Genomic DNA, 15340 nt, shown 5'->3' with positions numbered 1-15340 from the left:
AGAGGAGTTGAGGACGCCATGACCAATGGGACGGCAGGGGAAGACCGTTCGGACGGCGGGGTGCCGTACCGCTCACGGCGGCGCACCATGGTGCGGGTCGGGGTGCCGGTGGCGGTGGTCGCGGTGATCGCCGCCGGGGTCGGGCTGGTGCCGGCGCTGGCCGCCGACTCGCCGCCGGACCTGCCGCAGCTGTCCGCCGAGCAGGTGGTGGCCAAGGTGCTCGGCTCGGACGCCCAGACCCTGTCCGGGACGGTCTCCGTCTCCACCGACCTCGGGGTGCCCAGCCAGCTGCTGGGCGCGGCCGCGGGCGGCCTCGGCGCCGCGGCCGGACACGGCAGCGGGAACGACGGGGGCGGCGCGGGCGCGGACCCGCAGGCCAAGCTGCTCGGCCTGCTCAGCGGCGACCGGACGCTGCGGGTCGCGGTGGACGGCCCGGACCGTCAGCGGGTCGACCTGATGGAGAACATGGCGGGCTACACCCTGGTCCGCAACGGGGACCAGAGCTGGGCCTGGGACAGCTCGACCAACACCGCCCTGCACCTGACCGGGCGTCCGGCCGACCACGCCGGTCACGCCGGTCACGCCGATCACGCCGATCACGCCGGGAAGCCGAAGGCCCCGCTGACCGGGGTGCCGACCACCCCGCAGGAGGCCGCGAAGCAGTTCCTGACCGGGAGCGCCGGCACCACCTCCGTCACCGTCGACGGGACGGCCAACGTGGCCGGGCAGAAGGCCTACCGGCTGAGCGTCAAGCCGACCCAGTCCGGCTCGACGATCTCCGAGGTGCGGATCTCGGTGGCGGCCGACAACGGGGTGCCGCTCGCCGTGGTGGTGAAGTCCACCGACGGCTCCACCGTGCTGGACGTGCACTTCACCGACGTGTCCTTCGCCAAGCCGGCCGCCAAGACCTTCGACTTCACCGTGCCCAAGGGCGCCAAGGTGACGGAGCGGAAGGCGGACGCGGCGGCGAAGAGCGCGCACGGCTCCCGCGACCAGGGCGCCCAGGACGTCCAGGGCTTCGCGGGCGAGCAGGCCAAGGGCCACGACGGCGTGAACGTGATCGGCGAGGGCTGGACGGCCGTGGTCTCCGCCCAGCTGCCCGCCGCCGTCGGGGCGCCCGCCGAGGCGCCGAACGCCGACGGGCGGCAGGGCAAGCACCAGAGCCGGTCGATGAACCCGCAGGCGCTGGTGAAGTCGCTCGGCAAGCCGGTCGGCGGCGGCACCCTGATCAGCTCCAAGGTCGTCAACGTCCTGCTCACCGACGACGGCCGGGTCTTCGCCGGTGCGGTGACCCTGTCGGTCCTCCAGCACGCCGCCGGGGTGAACTGACGGATGACCGACGCTCCCGTAACGGGGGACGTTACGGAGTCGGCCGGGGGTCCGGGCGCCGCGTCGCGCCCGGCCCCCGTTCCTTCCGCTCCTTCCGCTCCTCCGGCCCCCCGCACTGACCGCACCGACCGCACCGACCGCACCGACGACGTGATCAGGACCCGCGGCCTGACCAAGCGCTTCCGCGGCGGCCAACTCGCCGTCGACGGCCTGGACCTGGCCGTGCCGCGCGGCTCCGTGTTCGGCTTCCTCGGCCCCAACGGCTCCGGCAAGACCACCACCATCCGGATGCTGATGGGCCTGATCGCCCCCACCTCCGGCGCGGCCACCGTGCTCGGCGAGTCGATGCCGCAGTCCGTCGCCACCGTGCTGCCCCGGGTGGGCGCGCTGATCGAGGGCCCGGCGCTGTACGGCTTCCTCTCCGGCCGGGACAACCTGGTCCGCTTCGACGCGGCCGACCCGACCGCCGACCCGCGCACCCGCCGGCAGCGGGTGGAGACCGCGCTGGAGCGGGTCGGCCTGAGTGCCGCCGCCGGGAAGAAGGCCCGCGCCTACTCGCTCGGCATGAAGCAGCGGCTGGGCCTGGCCTCAGCGCTGTTGCAGCCGCGCGAGCTGCTGGTGCTGGACGAGCCGACCAACGGGCTGGACCCGCAGGGCATGCGGGAGATCCGGGCGCTGGTGCGGGAGGTCGCGGCGGAGGGCACCACGGTGTTCCTCTCCTCGCACCTGCTGGACGAGATCGAGCAGGTCTGCACCCACGCGGCCGTGATGTCCCGGGGCCGGCTGGTCGTCCAGGGCACCGTGGCCGAGCTGGCCGCCCGGGCCCAGGGCCGGCTGGTGGTCCGCACCCCCGACGTGGCGCAGGCCGCCGAGGTACTGGCCGCCCACCAGGTGGGCGCGCTGGTGCCCGGCGAGGGCCGGGTCGACGGCGAGCTGGGCGCGAGCGACGACGAGGCGCTGCCCAAGCTGTGTGCGGCGCTGGTCGAGGCCGGGGTCCGGGTGCACGGGTTCGGGCTGGAGCGGGGCACGTTGGAGGACGCCTTCGTGGCGCTGACCGGGGAGGGCTTCGATGTCGCGGGCTGAGGCTTCGGCGGCCGGGACGGCCACGGGCGGGACGGCCACGGGCGGAACGACGGCCACGGGCGGGACAACAGCCGGCGGGACGACGGCGGACGGAGCGGCCCCGGCCGGGACGGTGCTGCTCGCCGGACGGCGGCCGCAGACCGCGTCCGGCTTCCTGGCGCTGTTCCGCAACGAGCTGCACCTGACCTTCCGCCGGATGCGCACCAAGGTGCTGCTGGGCATCCTGGCGGCGCTGCCGGTCCTGATCGGGGTGATCGTCAAGCTCAACACCGACAGTCCGCGCGGCGGTGGCGGCGGTGCGCCGAGCTTCATCGCGCAGACCACCCAGAACGGCCTGTTCCTGGTGTTCACCGCGCTGGCGGTGGCCCTGCCGGTCTTCCTGCCGATGACGGTCGGCGTGGTCGCCGGGGACTCGGTGGCGGGCGAGGCGGCCACCGGGACGCTGCGCTACCTGCTGGTCGCCCCCGCCGGGCGGACCAGGCTGCTGGCCGCCAAGTTCACCGCCGGGCTGGTGTTCTGCCTGGCCGCCACCGCGGCGGTCGCGGTGACGGCGCTGGCCACCGGCGCCACTCTGTTCCCGCTCGGCGAGGTCACCCTGATCTCCGGGGACACCATCGGCTTCGGCGACGCCCTGCTGCGGGCGGTGCTGGTGGCCGGGGTGGTGGCCGCCTCGCTGGCCGGGCTGGTGGCGATCGGGCTGTTCGTCTCCACCCTCACCGGCAGCGGCATCGCGGCGATGGCCGCGACCGTCGGGCTGGTGATCACGGTGCAGATCCTGGACGCCTTCCCGCAGCTGGACGCGGTCCGGCCGTTCCTGTTCACCCACTACTGGATGAGCTTCTCGGACCTGCTGCGCGAGCCGATGTACTGGGACGGCGTGTGGAAGGACCTCGGCCTCCAGGCCGCCTACGTCGCCGTGTTCGGCTCGGCGGCCTGGGCCCGGTTCACCAGCCGCGACATCAGCGCCTGACGGGTTCCTTGGCCGCCCCCGCCGGGGCGGGCCGCGGCACGGTCGCGGTCCGCCCGGCCCGGTCCGCCCGCACCTGGCGCAGCGCGTCCCAGGTGAGCAGCGCGAGCGCGGCCCACACCAGGGCGAAGCCGGCCCAGCGCGCGGGCGGCATCGACTCGTGGAACACCGCGACGCCGATCAGGAACTGGAACACCGGTGCCAGGTACTGCAGCAGGCCGAGCACCGTCAGCGGCACCCGGACGGCGGCCGCGCCGAAGAACAGCAGCGGGACGGCGGTGATCACCCCGCTGACCACCAGCAGCGCGGAGTGCCCCCAGCCGTAGGAGCCGGCCACCGTGTGGCCGAAGGTGCCGCGCCCGCTGAGCTCCAGGTGGACGAGGTAGCCGAGGGCGAAGGGGAACATGAAGGCGCTCTCCGCGGCCAGGCTCTCCAGCCCGCTCAGCCCGACCTGCTTCTTCAACAGGCCGTAGGTGGCGAAGGAGAGCGCCAGGGTGAGCGCGACCCAGGGCAGCTGACCGTAGGCGGCGGTGAGCACCGCGACGGCGGCGGCGCCGATGCCGACGGCCGTCCACTGCACGGTGCGCAGCCGTTCCTTGAGCACCAGGACGCCGAAGCCGATGGTGACCAGGGGGTTGATGAAGTAGCCGAGGCTGGTCTCCACCACGTGGCCGTTGTTGACGGCCCAGATGTAGACGCCCCAGTTGACGGAGATCACGGTGGCCGCGCCGGCCAGCATGGCGAGTCGGCGGGGCTGGCGCAGCAGCGGGCGTATCCAGCTCCAGTGCCGCTGGGCGACCAGCATCAGCACCACCGCGACCAGCGACCAGACCATCCGGTTGGCGAGGATGTCGTCGGCGGCGCCGGGCTCGAGCAGCGGCCAGAACAGGGGGAAGATCCCCCAGATCCCGTAGGCCGCCATGCCGTACCAGAGGCCTCGGCCACTGTTCTGCTGGGTCGTCTGTGGCATGGCCGAGTGCCCTCCCGCGCGCGCGAATATCGATGCGACGGTAGCGGGCGGGAGGGCAGGCTGTCATCTCCGTTTCCGGATTTTGGTCATGACATTGCTTGAATGCTGGACGGCTCCGGCGACCGCGCTGGTCAGGCGCCGATCGCCGGGCTGGTCAGGCGCCGGCCGGCGGGGCGGCCAGCGCCTCGCGGACGGACTGCGCCAGCGGGGTGGTCGGGCGGCCGATCAGCCGGGCCAGGTCGCCCGGGGTGCCGGCCAGCTCGCCGCGCGCGATGCCCGCGTCCACGTCGACCAGCGCCTCCGCGAAGCCCTGCGGCAGGCCCGCGCCGACCAGGGCCGCCAGGTGTTCGACCGGGGTGACGTCGCGGTGCACGACCGCCTTGCCGGAGGCCTGCGCCAGCTCGGCGGCCAGCTCGGACAGGCTCCAGGCGGTGTCACCGCTCAGCTCGTACACCCGGCCCCGCTCGCCCGCCCCCTCACCCGCGCCGTCGCTCCCACCCCCGCCCAGCAGCACGGCGACCGCCGCGTCGGCGTAGTCCCGGCGCGGGGCGGTGGCCACCCGACCGTTCCCGGCGCTGCCGAGCACCACCCCGCGCCCGACCGTGCCGGCCGCGTCGCCCAGGTAGTTCTCGGTGTACCAGCCGTTGCGCAGGAAGGCGTACGGGAGGCCGGAGGCGAGGATCAGCTCCTCGGTGGCCCGGTGCTCGTCGGCCAGCCGGAAGGTGGCCGCGGCCGGGATGCTGGTGTAGGCGAGCAGGGCGACCCCGGCCGCCCGCGCGGCCTCGACCACGGCCCGGTGCTGCGGGATCCGGCGGCCGACCTCGCTGCCCGAGATCAGCAGCACCCGGTCCCCGGCGGCGAAGGCGCCGGCCAGGCTCTCCGGCCGGTCGTAGTCGACCACCCGGACGTCGACCCCGCGCGCGGCCAGGTCGGCCGCCTTCCCGGCGGAGCGGACGGCGACCGCCACCTCGCCCGCGGGGACCTGCGCCAGCAGGCCTTCGACGACGAGGCGGCCGAGCTGGCCGGTGGCTCCGGTGACGACGTACATGGGGTGCTCCTCTGGACGGGTTCTGACCTCGACACTCACCCTAGGACCGGCACTAACCTTTCGAAAGTACGCACTTCGAAGTAGGGTACTGACATGAAGGTGAGCAGCATGCGGATGGTGGGCGGGGCGCCGGTCGACGCGGTGCCGCCCCCGGCGAACGTCTTCGACCGGATGTGCCCGTCCCGGGGCGTGCTGGAGCACGTCACCAGCCGCTGGGGCGTGCTCGTCCTCGGCGCGCTGCGCGAGCGCGGCTACCGGTTCAGCGAACTGCGGCGGCAGGTCTCCGGGGTCAGCGAGAAGATGCTCGCCCAGACCCTCCAGACGCTGGAGCGGGACGGCTTCGTGCTGCGCGAGGCGCACCCGGTGATCCCGCCCAGGGTCGACTACAGCCTCACCCCGCTCGGGCGGGAGGCGGCAGAGCTGGTCGCGGCGCTCGCCCACTGGTCGGAGCGGCGGGTGGCCGCCGTGGTCGCGGCGCGCGAGGAGTACGACGGGCGGGCTACCGCTCCCTGATCAGGGCCTCCAGCCCGTCCAGCACCCGGGCCAGGCCGAAGGCGTACGCGTGGTCCGGGTCGTACGCGCCGCCGTGCGCCGCGCCCGCCGCGGCGCAGACCCTGGCCGCCACCGGGTGGCGCTCGGGGTCGAAGACCCGGGCCGGCAGCTCGGCGTTGGCCTGCCACCACTGGGCGTCGGTCATCGCGCTGTCCTGCTGGGCGGGCGGCTGGTGGAGCGCCGTTGCGGTCGGCGCTGCTGCGGTCGGTGGCCATGCGGAGGATCCGCCCACGGGAGGCGGCGGCTACCGTCTCCCCCATGACCAGCCCTCAGCCGCTTCCCGGCACGGACACCACCCAGGTCCTCCGCCCCCGGGTCACCTGCCGGCGCTGCCACCGGCCGCTGCACGACCCTGAGTCGCGGATGCTCCGGCTCGGGCCGGAGTGCCGGGACCCGGCGGAGCGGGTCGCCCGGTTCGACGTGGAGCAGGAGACCCTGCCGGGCGTGTAGGGCGCCGGCCGGGACCCGTGACAGGCCGGGGACAGGGCTAGGAGCGGCCGAAGAGGCGGCGGAGCAGACCGGGGCGGGACCGCCCCGGCTCCGCCGGCCGTTGCCGCTGCCGCTGCCGCTGCGGGGGTTCGGGCACCGCCGGGCCGGACGCGTCGGCGTCCCCGGGGCGCTCAGCACCCTCAGCACTCTCAGGTCCCTCAGGACCCTCGGCGTCCTCCGGTCCCTTCGCATCCTCGGCCTCCTCGGCCTCCTCGCCGTCCCGGGCGTCCCGGGCGTCGGCCTCCGCCAGCAGCTGCCGGGCGAGTTCGCGGTCGGACAGCTCCACCCACGGCGCGGCCAGCACCAGGGCGCAGTACGAGCGCAGGATCGTCACCACCCGGCTGCGGCTCGCCCGGGCGCTGTAGTGCAGCCGTTGCCGCAGCAGTGCGGCGATGTCGGTGCGGGCGGCGGGGTGGGTCCAGCCGATCGCGACCAGGGCGAAGCCGGCCGCCTCGACCACCCAGTCCTCCGGGCCGAGCAGCAGGTCGCGCAGCACCCGGCGCCGTTCGGAGCCCTCCCAGGGCTGGTCGGTGCGGTGGTGGGCGATGCCGAGGCAGGCGAAGGCCTGGACGGCGCGCACCCACAGCTCGGGCTGGTGGGCGAGCAGCGCGCGGCCGAGGTCGTCCTCGCGCGGCAGCGGCGGGTGGACCAGCACACCGAGCAGCTCGTCCAGCGGGAGCCCGGCCAGCCGGACGGCGTGGTCGTAGGCGGCGGGGACGGTCGGCCAGACGATCTCGGCCGTGGCGCGCACGAGGTCGGCGCTCGCCGGGGCGGGCGCGGCGACGGCCGGGCGCGGGTCGGTGCCGTCCCAGGCCCAGATCCGGGTGGTGGGCTCGGTCAGCGGCAGCCGGGGGTCGGGCTCGCCGACGGACCGGTAGGACACCGTGGAGCGCGGCAGCGCGAGGTGCACGGCCAGCACCGAGCTGGGCGGCTCGACGGCGGAGGCGGTGCAGTCGACCTCGGTGTCGCGGCCGGCGCCGGACGAACCGAGCACCTGGTGCAGCACGTTGACGGTCGCCTCGGTGGTGCCGGAGACCATCCCGAGCCAGGGCTCCCGGTGGCTGAGCCGCTCCAGCAGGTCCTGGGCGTAGGCGTGGTCGGGGTGGTCCCGGTGGTGGTCGGCGAGGGCGAGCAGGTGGACCGCCTCGCCGTCGACGGCGTGCCGCAGCCCGTACAGGGCGGGGCCGGCCTTGGGGTGCCCGGGTTCGGCGGCGAGGACCCGCTCCAGCCAGGGCAGGCCCTCGGCGGGCCGGCCGAGGGCGCCGTACAGCTCGGCGACGTCCACGGCGAGGTAGCCGCTGGAGTTGCCCTCGGCCGGTGCGACCCGGGCCAGTTCGGCCTCCCAGACGGCGAGCGCGTGCTCGGGGCGGCCGTCGGCGCGCAGGGCGTTGCCGAGCATCACGGCGGGCAGGTAGTCGGGGGCCAGCCGGTGGGCCCGCTCGGCGAGTTCGACGGCGCGGGTGGTGGCGCCGAAGCGGCGGGTCAGGCCGGAGGCCATCGCCAGCAGCAGCGGGTGGTCGGGGTGGCGGGCCACCACGGCCCGCAGGAAGCGTTCGAAGGGTCTCACTGCGTCGGCGAGTTCGGCGGGCAGCGGGTCCGGCAGCGCACCGGCGGCGCGGGCCACCGCCTGGGCGACGGCGTCCGGGTCGACCAGGGTGGGCAGGTCCTCGCGGGCGAGCCAGGCGGTGTGTGCCCAGGGGCGGGCCGGCTCGTACTGGATCGCCGAGGCGAGCAGGCCGACGGCGGTGTCCCAGTCCCCGGCGGCGGCCTCCACGTGGGCGCGGCAGACGACGGTGCCCAGGTAGACCTCGCCGTCCAGCGGGAACAGCTCGCGGGCCGCGGCGGGGCCGCCGGTGGCGGCGCACAACTCGGCCAGGGCCTCGTGCAGTTCGGGCAGCTGGGGGTCGGCGAGGATGGCGTCGGCGAGGTGGTCGGCGGCGTGGCCGAGGTCGCCGGAGTCGATCGCCAGCCGGGCGACGGCCACCTCGCCCTCGGCCGCCAGCCGTTCGTCGCCGTCGTCGTCGGTGTGCGCCATGCCCTGTCCCCCGGTCGCGGTCGCGCGGTGTTCGCTGGTTCCTCGGTCCTCGTGCGCGGACGAGGCTATCCGGTACGTACGACTGGCGGATGATCACCCCGCGCTGGGTGTGGCGGACAACTGACCCGTCGGACAAGACCCTTACGAGTGGTTTAGACCTGAGAAGGGTTCAGCTCCGGGGCGGCGGCCACCACGATGACTCCGGTGCTTCGAGAGCGAAGCACCTTTCGCATCCGGATCCCCACCCTTGCCGAGGAACGATGAAGCTCTCCCGCACCCTCTCCGCACTCGCCGCGGCCGCCGTCCTGAGCACCCTCGCCCTGACCGGGCCGGTCGCCACCCCGGCCTCCGCCGCCTCCTTCGTGGTCAGCGAGGCCCAGTTCAACAAGATGTTCCCGAGCCGGAACTCCTTCTACACGTACAAGGGCCTCACCGACGCCCTGGGCGCCTACCCGAGGTTCGCCACCAGCGGCGACGACGCCACCCGCAAGCGCGAGGCCGCCGCCTTCCTCGCCAACGTCAGCCACGAGACCGGCGGGCTCAAGTACGTCGTCGAGCAGAACACCGCCAACTACAGCCACTACTGCGACGCCGGCCAGCCCTACGGCTGTCCGGCCGGGCAGTCCGCCTACTACGGGCGCGGGCCGCTGCAGATCAGCTGGAACTTCAACTACAAGGCCGCGGGCGACGCCCTGCACATCGACCTGCTGCACAACCCGAACCTGGTGCAGACCGACCCGGCCGTCTCCTGGAAGACGGCCCTCTGGTTCTGGGACACCCAGAAGGGCGCCGGCACCATGACCCCGCACGACGCCATCGTCAACAACCGGGGCTTCGGCGAGACCATCCGCAGCATCAACGGCGCCCTGGAGTGCGACGGCAAGAACCCGGACGAGCGCAACGACCGGATCAACCTGTTCAAGCAGTTCGTCGGCGTGCTCGGCACCAACGTCGGCGGCGGCAACATCTCCTGTTGACCCCGCCACCGGGTGCCCGCGGAGCGGGAGGTCGGACCGGCCGACTTCCCGCCCCGGGGGCAAAAGCGTTCGCGCCCGCCACGCCGCGGCTGCCACCATGCGGGCGTGACGACGCTCTTCCTGATGGTCGGGCTGCCCGGCGCCGGAAAGACGACCCTGGCACGCCGACTCGCCGCGGAGCACCGGGCGGTCCGGCTGAGCCCGGACGAGTGGATGCTCCCGCTGTTCGGCACGGCCGAGGCGGAGGGCAAGCGGGACGTGCTGGAGGGCCGCCTGCTCTCGCTCGGCCTGAAGGCGCTGCGCGCGGGCACCGACGTCGTCGTCGACTTCGGCTGCTAGGGCGTGTCTGACAATTCCCGCCGGGCGCGCGACGCCGGGGCACGCACCTCGCCGCGTTGTCGTCAGTCGCCGATGCTCCGCATGGACTCCCTCCTCCGCCTTGCGATGCACGCACCCCAACGCCGCGCGCTGATCCGACGCGAATTGTCAGACACGCCCGAGGGGCGCGACGAACGCTCCGCGATTCGCTGGCTGGCGGCCGGGGCCGGGGCGTCCTGCCGACTCCTCTACCTCCCGGTGGACGTGCACACCCAGCGCGCCCGGATCGCCCAGCGCTGGGCCGCCACCCCGGACGAGACCTTCCCGATGACCGAGGCCGACATCCTCGACGGCCGCGCCCACTTCGAGGAGCCCGACCCCGCCGAACTGGCCGGCCACCACCTCGACCCGCCCCCGACCCCCTGGCCCGACTGGCACGCCTGGGCCGCCGCCCGCTGGCCGTCCTTCGCCTGACGGGCCCGGCCCGTCTGTGGAGCGGGAGGTCGGACCGGCCGACTTCCCGTTCCGGGCATCAGCCGATCGAGTGAACGGTGTCAGTGGCGTCTGCTGGACTGCTCGCAGGACCGAGACGAGGAGGTGGCAGCCGGGATGGGTGTGCTGACCGACTACTTCCGCGCGCCTGACGCGGAGGCCGTGGTGCGGGCGTTGGACGCGGCCGACGGCTCACTGGCCGCCGTCCGCGCGGACTTCGACGTGGTCGAGGCCAAGCGGATCGACCCGGGCGTCGTGCTGGCGCAGCTCGTCGCGGCGATCCGGGCGGAGCCGTGGCGGGTCGACCTCGTGGAGGACACGCCGATCTGGCCGACCACCCCGCGCCCCGGCCCGGACGGGCCCCGGGGCGAGGACGATCCGTGGGCGACCGGCCCGTGGGCGTTCGAACTCGACGACGCGACCCGCGACACTCTCGCCGAGCTGCCCGACGAGCGAATACCGGAGGCCGTCCGGCAGTGGGCGGAGGCGGAGGAGTGGGGCGGGGTGGATCCGGCGGATCTCGCACCGCTGGCCGGGGAGTTGATCGCCCTCGCCCGCCGGGCGCGGGCGGCTGGCGAACGGCTGTACTGCTGGATCTGCCTGTAGCGGGGCGGTCCTGCCCTCAGCGGGTGATCGGGGCGGCTCCGGTCGCGGCGAGGGAGACGTCCCAGAGGCGGGCCGCCGAACCGGGGTCGAGGGCGTACGCGCGGACGCCGCCGTCGTCCATCGGCTCCCCGGGTGCGGCGACGCGGGCGACCTCGCAGTCCTCCAGGTAGAGCCCGCCGCGGCCGTCGAGGAGCGGGGAGGTCGCCGCCCACAGGCCGGTGGCGGCGCCCTGGGAGGGGGACTTGAAGTCCGCCCCGACGACCACGCCCCGCTCGTCCACCCAGCCGCGGTCGACCTGCTCCCGGAGCGTCAGCTCCCGCTGGAGGCCGGTGATGACCTTGCCGGGGTGGAGCGCGAAGGCCCGGACGCCGTCCGCCCGCCCGAGCACGTCGAGGTGCGCGGCGAACAGCACATTGGCGGTCTTGGACTGGCCGTACGCGAGCCACTTGTCGTACCCGTGGTGGAAGTGCGGGTCGTGCCACCGGATGTCGGTGAGGGCGTGCCCGGCCGAGCTGTTCACGACCACCCTGGCCCCGCACGCCGCGAGCAACGGGTGGAGCGCGCGGGCGAGCGCGAAGTGTCCGAGGTGGTTGGCGGTGAACTGCCCCTCCCAGCCCGGCCCGACGCGCCGCTCCGGGGTGGCCATCACCCCGGCGACGGCGAACAGCAGGTCGATGTGCCGGGTGGCCCCGGCGATCAGTTCGGCGGCGGCGCGCACGCTGTCGAGGTCGGTGAGGTCGGCCGGAACGACCTCGCAGCCGTCGAGGTGGCGCAGCGCGTCGCGGGCGGGCTCCGGCCGGCGGGCCGGCACGATCACCCGGGCGCCGGCCGCGCTCAGGGCCCGTACGGTCTCCAGGCCGAGGCCGGAGGCGCCGCCGGTCACGACGGCGGTCCGGCCGGAGAGGTCGAGGCCGGCCATGACGGCCTCGGCGGTGCTGGTGGCGCAGAAGGGCGAGCCGAGCGGCTGCTGTTCGTCGGTGGTCATGGCGAGGACGGTAGGAGCTGGAGTGCGGTCCAGCTCAAGTCCGTCCCCTCCGAACTAGGCTGGGCGCCATGGCGGGTGACGGGAACGGGGACGGGGACGGGGACGGGGACGGGGACGGGGACGGCGCGGCGGAGCTGGGCATCGGCGAGGTGGCGGAGCAGACCGGGCTCAGCGTGGACGCCCTGCGCTTCTACGAGCGCCAGCGCCTGCTGGTCGAGCCGGTCCGGCGCACCGCGGGCGGCCGTCGGCGCTACGGCGCGTTGGACGTGGAGTGGCTGCTGATCTGCGTCAAGCTGCGCGAGTCCGGCATGCCGCTCGCCGAGCTGCGGCGCTTCGCCGAGCTGGTGCGACGGGGCCCGGGCAACGAGGCCGAGCGGCTGCGCCTGCTCGACGCCCACCAGCAGCGCGTCGACGAGCGGATCCGGGCGCTGGAGGAGTGCCGCTCGGTGATCGCCCGGAAGACCGCCGTCTACGCCGAGCACCTCGCGCGCGGCGAGGCCACCGGCCTCTGGGACCCGACCGTCCGCCCGGGCCGACCGCCCGCTCCGGGAGCACCGGGAGTCCCGGAAGGGCCGGAAGGGCCGGGAGGGCCGGGAGCACCGGAGGCACCGGGAGCGTTGGAGGTGACGGAAGAATCGGCGGAGCCGGAACGCTGGACGGCGGGGGACCTCGCCTCGGCCTTCGCACCCGAACGGTAGGACGGTAGGGACTGTGGCAACGACGAACGCTCCGATCGAGTGGGCCGGCGACCGGGTGTCCTTCCGGCCCGCCGCCCCGGCGGACACCGGCGAGGTGCTGGAGGTGCTGGACGAGGCGGCCGGCTGGCTGGGCGGGCGCGGCATCCGCCAGTGGCCGGACCGCTTCCCGCCCGGGTGGGTGGTCGCGGCGATCGAACGCGGCGAGACCTGGCTGGTGGACGTCGGCGACAAGACCGCCGGAACGGTCACCCTGGACTGGGCCGACGACCTGTGGGCGGACGTCGGCGGCACGGCCGGCTACGTGCACCGGCTCGCCGTCCGCCGGTCGGCCCGCGGCCTGGGCGCGGTGATCCTCGCCTGGGCCGAGGACCGCGCCCGCGAGCGCGGCGCGGCCGCCCTCCGCCTGGACTGCGTCTCCCACAACCGCTCGCTGCGCGACTACTACGAGCGCCGCGGCTTCACCCACCGCGGCGACGCCCGCTGGCTCGGCCTGCCGGGGCAGCCGAAGGAGGCCGTCCCGGTGCTCTGGATGAGCCGCTACGAGCGCCCGGTCGCCGAACCCCGGACCTGAATATTTCATGGCAAGAAATATTCAGGTCCTCGACCGCGTTGGCACCACCGCAGTGCGCGGAGGGACCGCGCGGGAGCAGAAGGAGTGCGGCGCCGTGCGCGTGGAGATCTGGAGCGACATCAACTGTCCGTGGTGCTACATCGGCAAGGCCCGGTTCGAACGGGCGCTGGCGGCGTTCCCGCACCGCGACGAGGTGGAGGTCGTCCACCGCTCGTTCGAGCTGGACCCGCACGCGCCGGACGCGGCCCGGCCGGTGATCCCGCTGCTCGCCACCAAGTACGGGCTGAGCCTGGAGCAGGCCGAGGCCGCGGAGGCCCGGATCGCCGAGAACGCGCGCGGCGAGGGACTGCCGTACCTGGACGAGGGCCGGGACGCCGCGAACTCCTTCGACATGCACCGGCTGCTGCACTTCGCCGCCGAGCACGGCCGGCAGGCCGAGCTGCTGGACGCGCTGTACCGGGCGAACTTCGCCGAGGAGCGCTCCGCCTTCGACCCCGGGCGGCTGGTCGAGCTGGCCGTCGAGGCCGGACTGGACGGCGGGGCGGCGGCCGCCGTACTGGCCGACCCGGAGGCGTACGCCGAGGCGGTGCGCGAGGACGAGGCGACGGCGAGCGCCATGGGGGCGACGGGCGTGCCGTTCTTCGTCCTCGACCGGCGGCTCGGGGTGTCCGGCGCCCAGCCCGCCGAGACCTTCACCATGGCGCTGGAGCAGGCCTGGGCGAGCCGGGTGCCGGCCCCGCTGGTCCAGGTCGGCACGCCCGGCGACGCCGAGGCCTGCGGGCCGGACGGCTGCGAGCTGCCGCAGCGCTGACCGCCGTCCACTGACCGCCGAGGGCCGAGGGCAGACCGTCAGCCGGTCTTGCCGATGGTCTGGGTCAGCCAGGTGAACACCGACGGCACCAGCGGCTGCCAGGTGGAGGTCAGGTGCGGGCCGTTGACCTCCACCGGGGTGACCACCGTCGGCGCCTTGGCGTTCTTCTGGAGCGCCAGGGCGTCCTCGAGGCCGTCGCCCTTCTTGCCCGTCGCGTACAGGGCGACGTTGGGCGGCGTCTGCGCGTGCTGGAGCAGGTAGACCGGGTTGGAGACCTCGCGCAGGTGCGCGTCCTTGGCGGTCAGCGAGTCGGACTCGCCCATCGGGTCGTTGTAGCCGGACAGGCTGACGCCCGCGTGGAACCGGTTCGGGTGCCCCAGCGCGAGCCGGACGGCGCAGTGCGCGCCCGCCGAGTAGCCGGCCACCCCCCAGTGCTCCGGGCCCGGCTCGGCGCGGAAGTTGTCCAGCACCATCTGCGGCACATCGCGCGCCAGCCAGGTCTCGGCGTTGACCTTGCCCGGCACGTCCGCGCAGCCGGTGTCGACGTGGCTGCCGAGCAGCACCACCCGCGGCGAGACCAGGATGAACGGCGCGACCTGCCCCGACTTCATCAACGGCCCCAGCTGCTTGGAGACGTTCATGCTGCCGAACCAGGCGCTGGACGAACCGGGGAAGCCCGCGAGCAGCTCGACCACCGGGAACTTCTTGTCCTTGTAGGCCGGGTCGTCGTACTGCGGCGGCGTCCAGACCAGCACCTCGCCGTCCACCCCGGACACCCGGCCCTTGAGCTGGGTCGTCCGCACGTCCTTCGGCACGGCGTTGTCGTCCACCGGCCCGAACTGCTGCACCACCTTGGGCTGGTCGGGCGCGTTCGCCGCCGCCGTGGCGTCCGCCGGGGGCGGGACGGGCACGGCGCGCACGTGGTTGCCGGTGCCGAGCAGGTCGTCCCAGCTGCCGTACAGCTGGTTGTCGTTGTTCACCAGCACGAACACCAGCGTCACCGCTGTGACCTGGGCGAAGGCCACCATCAGCAGCCGCGCCCCGAACCGCAGGGCCTGTGGGCCGCGCACCCGGTTCCACAGGTACATCAGCAGGCCCACGGAGAGCGGGACGAGGAACAGCGCGAGGACGAGGAACGGCGTGCCGGTGAGCTTCACACCTGCTGAAACGGAGGGCGACGGGTGTTCGGTTGCACCTGGGACGGTACGGAATCACTCAGCAGGGCTCGCCGGTCCGTCCGTTCCTCGTCGACCGGACCGGCTTCCAGTGGTTGTCGCCGGCCGCACGGCCCTGACCTCGCCCGGGAACGGCCGGCCGACGGGCCGACGGGGGCGTTCATCGGTTGTCTACCGCCCTGCGCCATGATCGTTCCAGGAGGCGCCCCGGGGGATCACGGGCGCGAGGTACGA

Annotated in this window: 16 protein-coding genes and 2 pseudogenes; 12 read left to right on the top strand and 6 right to left on the bottom strand. The window is 74.4% G+C overall.

The window, feature by feature from the left end:
- The first annotated feature begins 18 nt into the window (after positions 1–18).
- Genes ACIQWA_RS26935 through ACIQWA_RS26925 form a run of 3 tightly spaced genes read left to right on the top strand, consistent with a single transcriptional unit; the run spans position 19 to position 3382 of the window.
- Positions 19–1329, top strand: coding sequence for an outer membrane lipoprotein carrier protein LolA (locus ACIQWA_RS26935; protein ID WP_402486861.1), 1311 nt, complete (start codon positions 19–21; stop codon positions 1327–1329).
- A 3-nt stretch (positions 1330–1332) separates the two neighbouring features.
- Positions 1333–2412 (top strand): ATP-binding cassette domain-containing protein, encoded by a 1080-nt coding sequence (locus ACIQWA_RS26930; protein WP_402486858.1) that lies wholly within the window; start codon positions 1333–1335, stop codon positions 2410–2412.
- On the top strand, positions 2399–3382 hold the full coding sequence (locus ACIQWA_RS26925) for an ABC transporter permease (protein WP_402486856.1): 984 nt from the start codon (positions 2399–2401) through the stop codon (positions 3380–3382). Before ACIQWA_RS26930 ends, ACIQWA_RS26925 begins: the two co-directional genes overlap by 14 nt.
- Here ACIQWA_RS26925 and rarD read toward each other — a convergent pair.
- Together rarD and ACIQWA_RS26915 are read right to left on the bottom strand one after the other, a co-directional pair.
- Positions 3372–4349 carry an EamA family transporter RarD gene (gene rarD / locus ACIQWA_RS26920; RefSeq protein WP_402486854.1) on the bottom strand — a complete coding sequence of 326 codons (978 nt, stop codon included), beginning with the start codon at positions 4347–4349 and terminating at the stop codon, positions 3372–3374. The genes ACIQWA_RS26925 and rarD overlap by 11 nt on opposite strands.
- Before the next feature lie 154 nt (positions 4350–4503).
- A complete protein-coding gene (locus ACIQWA_RS26915; protein WP_402486851.1) occupies positions 4504–5397 on the bottom strand; it encodes an SDR family oxidoreductase in 894 nt (297 codons plus the stop codon).
- 93 nt (positions 5398–5490) lie between these two features.
- On the opposite strand from ACIQWA_RS26915, the gene ACIQWA_RS26910 reads away from it, so the two are divergent.
- The gene (locus ACIQWA_RS26910; protein WP_402486848.1) at positions 5491–5910 is read left to right on the top strand and encodes a winged helix-turn-helix transcriptional regulator; all 420 of its coding nucleotides are present in this window, start codon (positions 5491–5493) and stop codon (positions 5908–5910) included.
- On the opposite strand, the gene ACIQWA_RS26905 is transcribed toward ACIQWA_RS26910, so the two are convergent.
- On the bottom strand, positions 5897–6181 hold the full coding sequence (locus ACIQWA_RS26905) for a TetR/AcrR family transcriptional regulator C-terminal domain-containing protein (RefSeq protein ID WP_402486845.1): 285 nt from the start codon (positions 6179–6181) through the stop codon (positions 5897–5899). The two genes, ACIQWA_RS26910 and ACIQWA_RS26905, sit on opposite strands and share 14 nt — an antisense overlap.
- Before the next feature lie 26 nt (positions 6182–6207).
- On the opposite strand from ACIQWA_RS26905, the gene ACIQWA_RS26900 reads away from it, so the two are divergent.
- The gene (locus ACIQWA_RS26900) at positions 6208–6399 is read left to right on the top strand and encodes a DUF6011 domain-containing protein (protein WP_360245766.1); all 192 of its coding nucleotides are present in this window, start codon (positions 6208–6210) and stop codon (positions 6397–6399) included.
- Between the two features lie 37 nt (positions 6400–6436).
- Here ACIQWA_RS26900 and ACIQWA_RS26895 read toward each other — a convergent pair whose 3' ends face one another.
- Positions 6437–8473 carry a hypothetical protein gene (locus tag ACIQWA_RS26895; RefSeq protein ID WP_402486841.1) on the bottom strand — a complete coding sequence of 679 codons (2037 nt, stop codon included), beginning with the start codon at positions 8471–8473 and terminating at the stop codon, positions 6437–6439.
- A gap of 260 nt (positions 8474–8733) precedes the next feature.
- Here ACIQWA_RS26895 and ACIQWA_RS26890 point away from each other — a divergent pair, with 260 nt between their 5' ends.
- The 4 genes and pseudogenes from ACIQWA_RS26890 to ACIQWA_RS26875 all read left to right on the top strand — a co-directional run bounded on the left by ACIQWA_RS26890 (position 8734) and on the right by ACIQWA_RS26875 (position 10866).
- Positions 8734–9450 carry a chitinase gene (locus ACIQWA_RS26890; RefSeq protein ID WP_402486838.1) on the top strand — a complete coding sequence of 239 codons (717 nt, stop codon included), beginning with the start codon at positions 8734–8736 and terminating at the stop codon, positions 9448–9450.
- 105 nt (positions 9451–9555) lie between these two features.
- Positions 9556–9786 (top strand): annotated as a pseudogene (locus ACIQWA_RS26885) (AAA family ATPase); the annotation flags it as partial.
- Between the two features lie 147 nt (positions 9787–9933).
- Positions 9934–10242, top strand: a complete 309-nt coding sequence (locus ACIQWA_RS26880) for an AAA family ATPase (protein WP_402486835.1) — start codon at positions 9934–9936, stop codon at positions 10240–10242.
- 135 nt (positions 10243–10377) lie between these two features.
- Positions 10378–10866 carry a hypothetical protein gene (locus ACIQWA_RS26875; protein WP_360244914.1) on the top strand — a complete coding sequence of 163 codons (489 nt, stop codon included), beginning with the start codon at positions 10378–10380 and terminating at the stop codon, positions 10864–10866.
- 16 nt (positions 10867–10882) lie between these two features.
- Here the strand turns inward: ACIQWA_RS26875 and ACIQWA_RS26870 are convergent, their stop codons facing one another.
- Positions 10883–11851, bottom strand: coding sequence for an oxidoreductase (locus tag ACIQWA_RS26870; protein ID WP_402486830.1), 969 nt, complete (start codon positions 11849–11851; stop codon positions 10883–10885).
- A 149-nt stretch (positions 11852–12000) separates the two neighbouring features.
- Here ACIQWA_RS26870 and ACIQWA_RS26865 point away from each other — a divergent pair.
- From ACIQWA_RS26865 to ACIQWA_RS26855, 3 genes and pseudogenes are all read left to right on the top strand, one after another.
- Positions 12001–12372: pseudogene (locus tag ACIQWA_RS26865) on the top strand (MerR family transcriptional regulator); the annotation flags it as partial.
- A 190-nt stretch (positions 12373–12562) separates the two neighbouring features.
- Positions 12563–13120: a GNAT family N-acetyltransferase gene (locus ACIQWA_RS26860; protein ID WP_402486828.1), complete on the top strand. Its 558-nt coding sequence runs from the start codon at positions 12563–12565 to the stop codon at positions 13118–13120.
- Between the two features lie 94 nt (positions 13121–13214).
- On the top strand, positions 13215–13931 hold the full coding sequence (locus ACIQWA_RS26855; protein WP_402486825.1) for a DsbA family oxidoreductase: 717 nt from the start codon (positions 13215–13217) through the stop codon (positions 13929–13931).
- A 38-nt stretch (positions 13932–13969) separates the two neighbouring features.
- On the opposite strand, the gene ACIQWA_RS26850 is transcribed toward ACIQWA_RS26855, so the two are convergent.
- Positions 13970–15088, bottom strand: coding sequence for an alpha/beta hydrolase (locus tag ACIQWA_RS26850; RefSeq protein ID WP_402486823.1), 1119 nt, complete (start codon positions 15086–15088; stop codon positions 13970–13972).
- Between the last annotated feature and the right edge of the window lie 252 nt (positions 15089–15340).

Origin of the sequence: Kitasatospora sp. NPDC098652 (assembly GCF_044760155.1) — a bacterium.
In the GTDB taxonomy this organism is placed as follows: Bacteria; Actinomycetota; Actinomycetes; order Streptomycetales; family Streptomycetaceae; genus Kitasatospora.
This window is presented reverse-complemented; position numbering and strand designations above follow the sequence as displayed.

What these genes read in the sequence shown, in the direction of transcription:
- ACIQWA_RS26935 (WP_402486861.1), top strand. Translation starts at nt 19, where the DNA reads ATGACCAATGGGACGGCAGGGGAAGACCGTTCGGACGGCGGGGTGCCG.
- ACIQWA_RS26930 (WP_402486858.1), top strand. Translation starts at nt 1,333, where the DNA reads ATGACCGACGCTCCCGTAACGGGGGACGTTACGGAGTCGGCCGGGGGT.
- ACIQWA_RS26925 (WP_402486856.1), top strand. Translation starts at nt 2,399, where the DNA reads ATGTCGCGGGCTGAGGCTTCGGCGGCCGGGACGGCCACGGGCGGGACG.
- rarD (WP_402486854.1), bottom strand. Translation starts at nt 4,349, where the DNA reads ATGCCACAGACGACCCAGCAGAACAGTGGCCGAGGCCTCTGGTACGGC.
- ACIQWA_RS26915 (WP_402486851.1), bottom strand. Translation starts at nt 5,397, where the DNA reads ATGTACGTCGTCACCGGAGCCACCGGCCAGCTCGGCCGCCTCGTCGTC.
- ACIQWA_RS26910 (WP_402486848.1), top strand. Translation starts at nt 5,491, where the DNA reads ATGAAGGTGAGCAGCATGCGGATGGTGGGCGGGGCGCCGGTCGACGCG.
- ACIQWA_RS26900 (WP_360245766.1), top strand. Translation starts at nt 6,208, where the DNA reads ATGACCAGCCCTCAGCCGCTTCCCGGCACGGACACCACCCAGGTCCTC.
- ACIQWA_RS26895 (WP_402486841.1), bottom strand. Translation starts at nt 8,473, where the DNA reads ATGGCGCACACCGACGACGACGGCGACGAACGGCTGGCGGCCGAGGGC.
- ACIQWA_RS26890 (WP_402486838.1), top strand. Translation starts at nt 8,734, where the DNA reads ATGAAGCTCTCCCGCACCCTCTCCGCACTCGCCGCGGCCGCCGTCCTG.
- ACIQWA_RS26875 (WP_360244914.1), top strand. Translation starts at nt 10,378, where the DNA reads ATGGGTGTGCTGACCGACTACTTCCGCGCGCCTGACGCGGAGGCCGTG.
- ACIQWA_RS26870 (WP_402486830.1), bottom strand. Translation starts at nt 11,851, where the DNA reads ATGACCACCGACGAACAGCAGCCGCTCGGCTCGCCCTTCTGCGCCACC.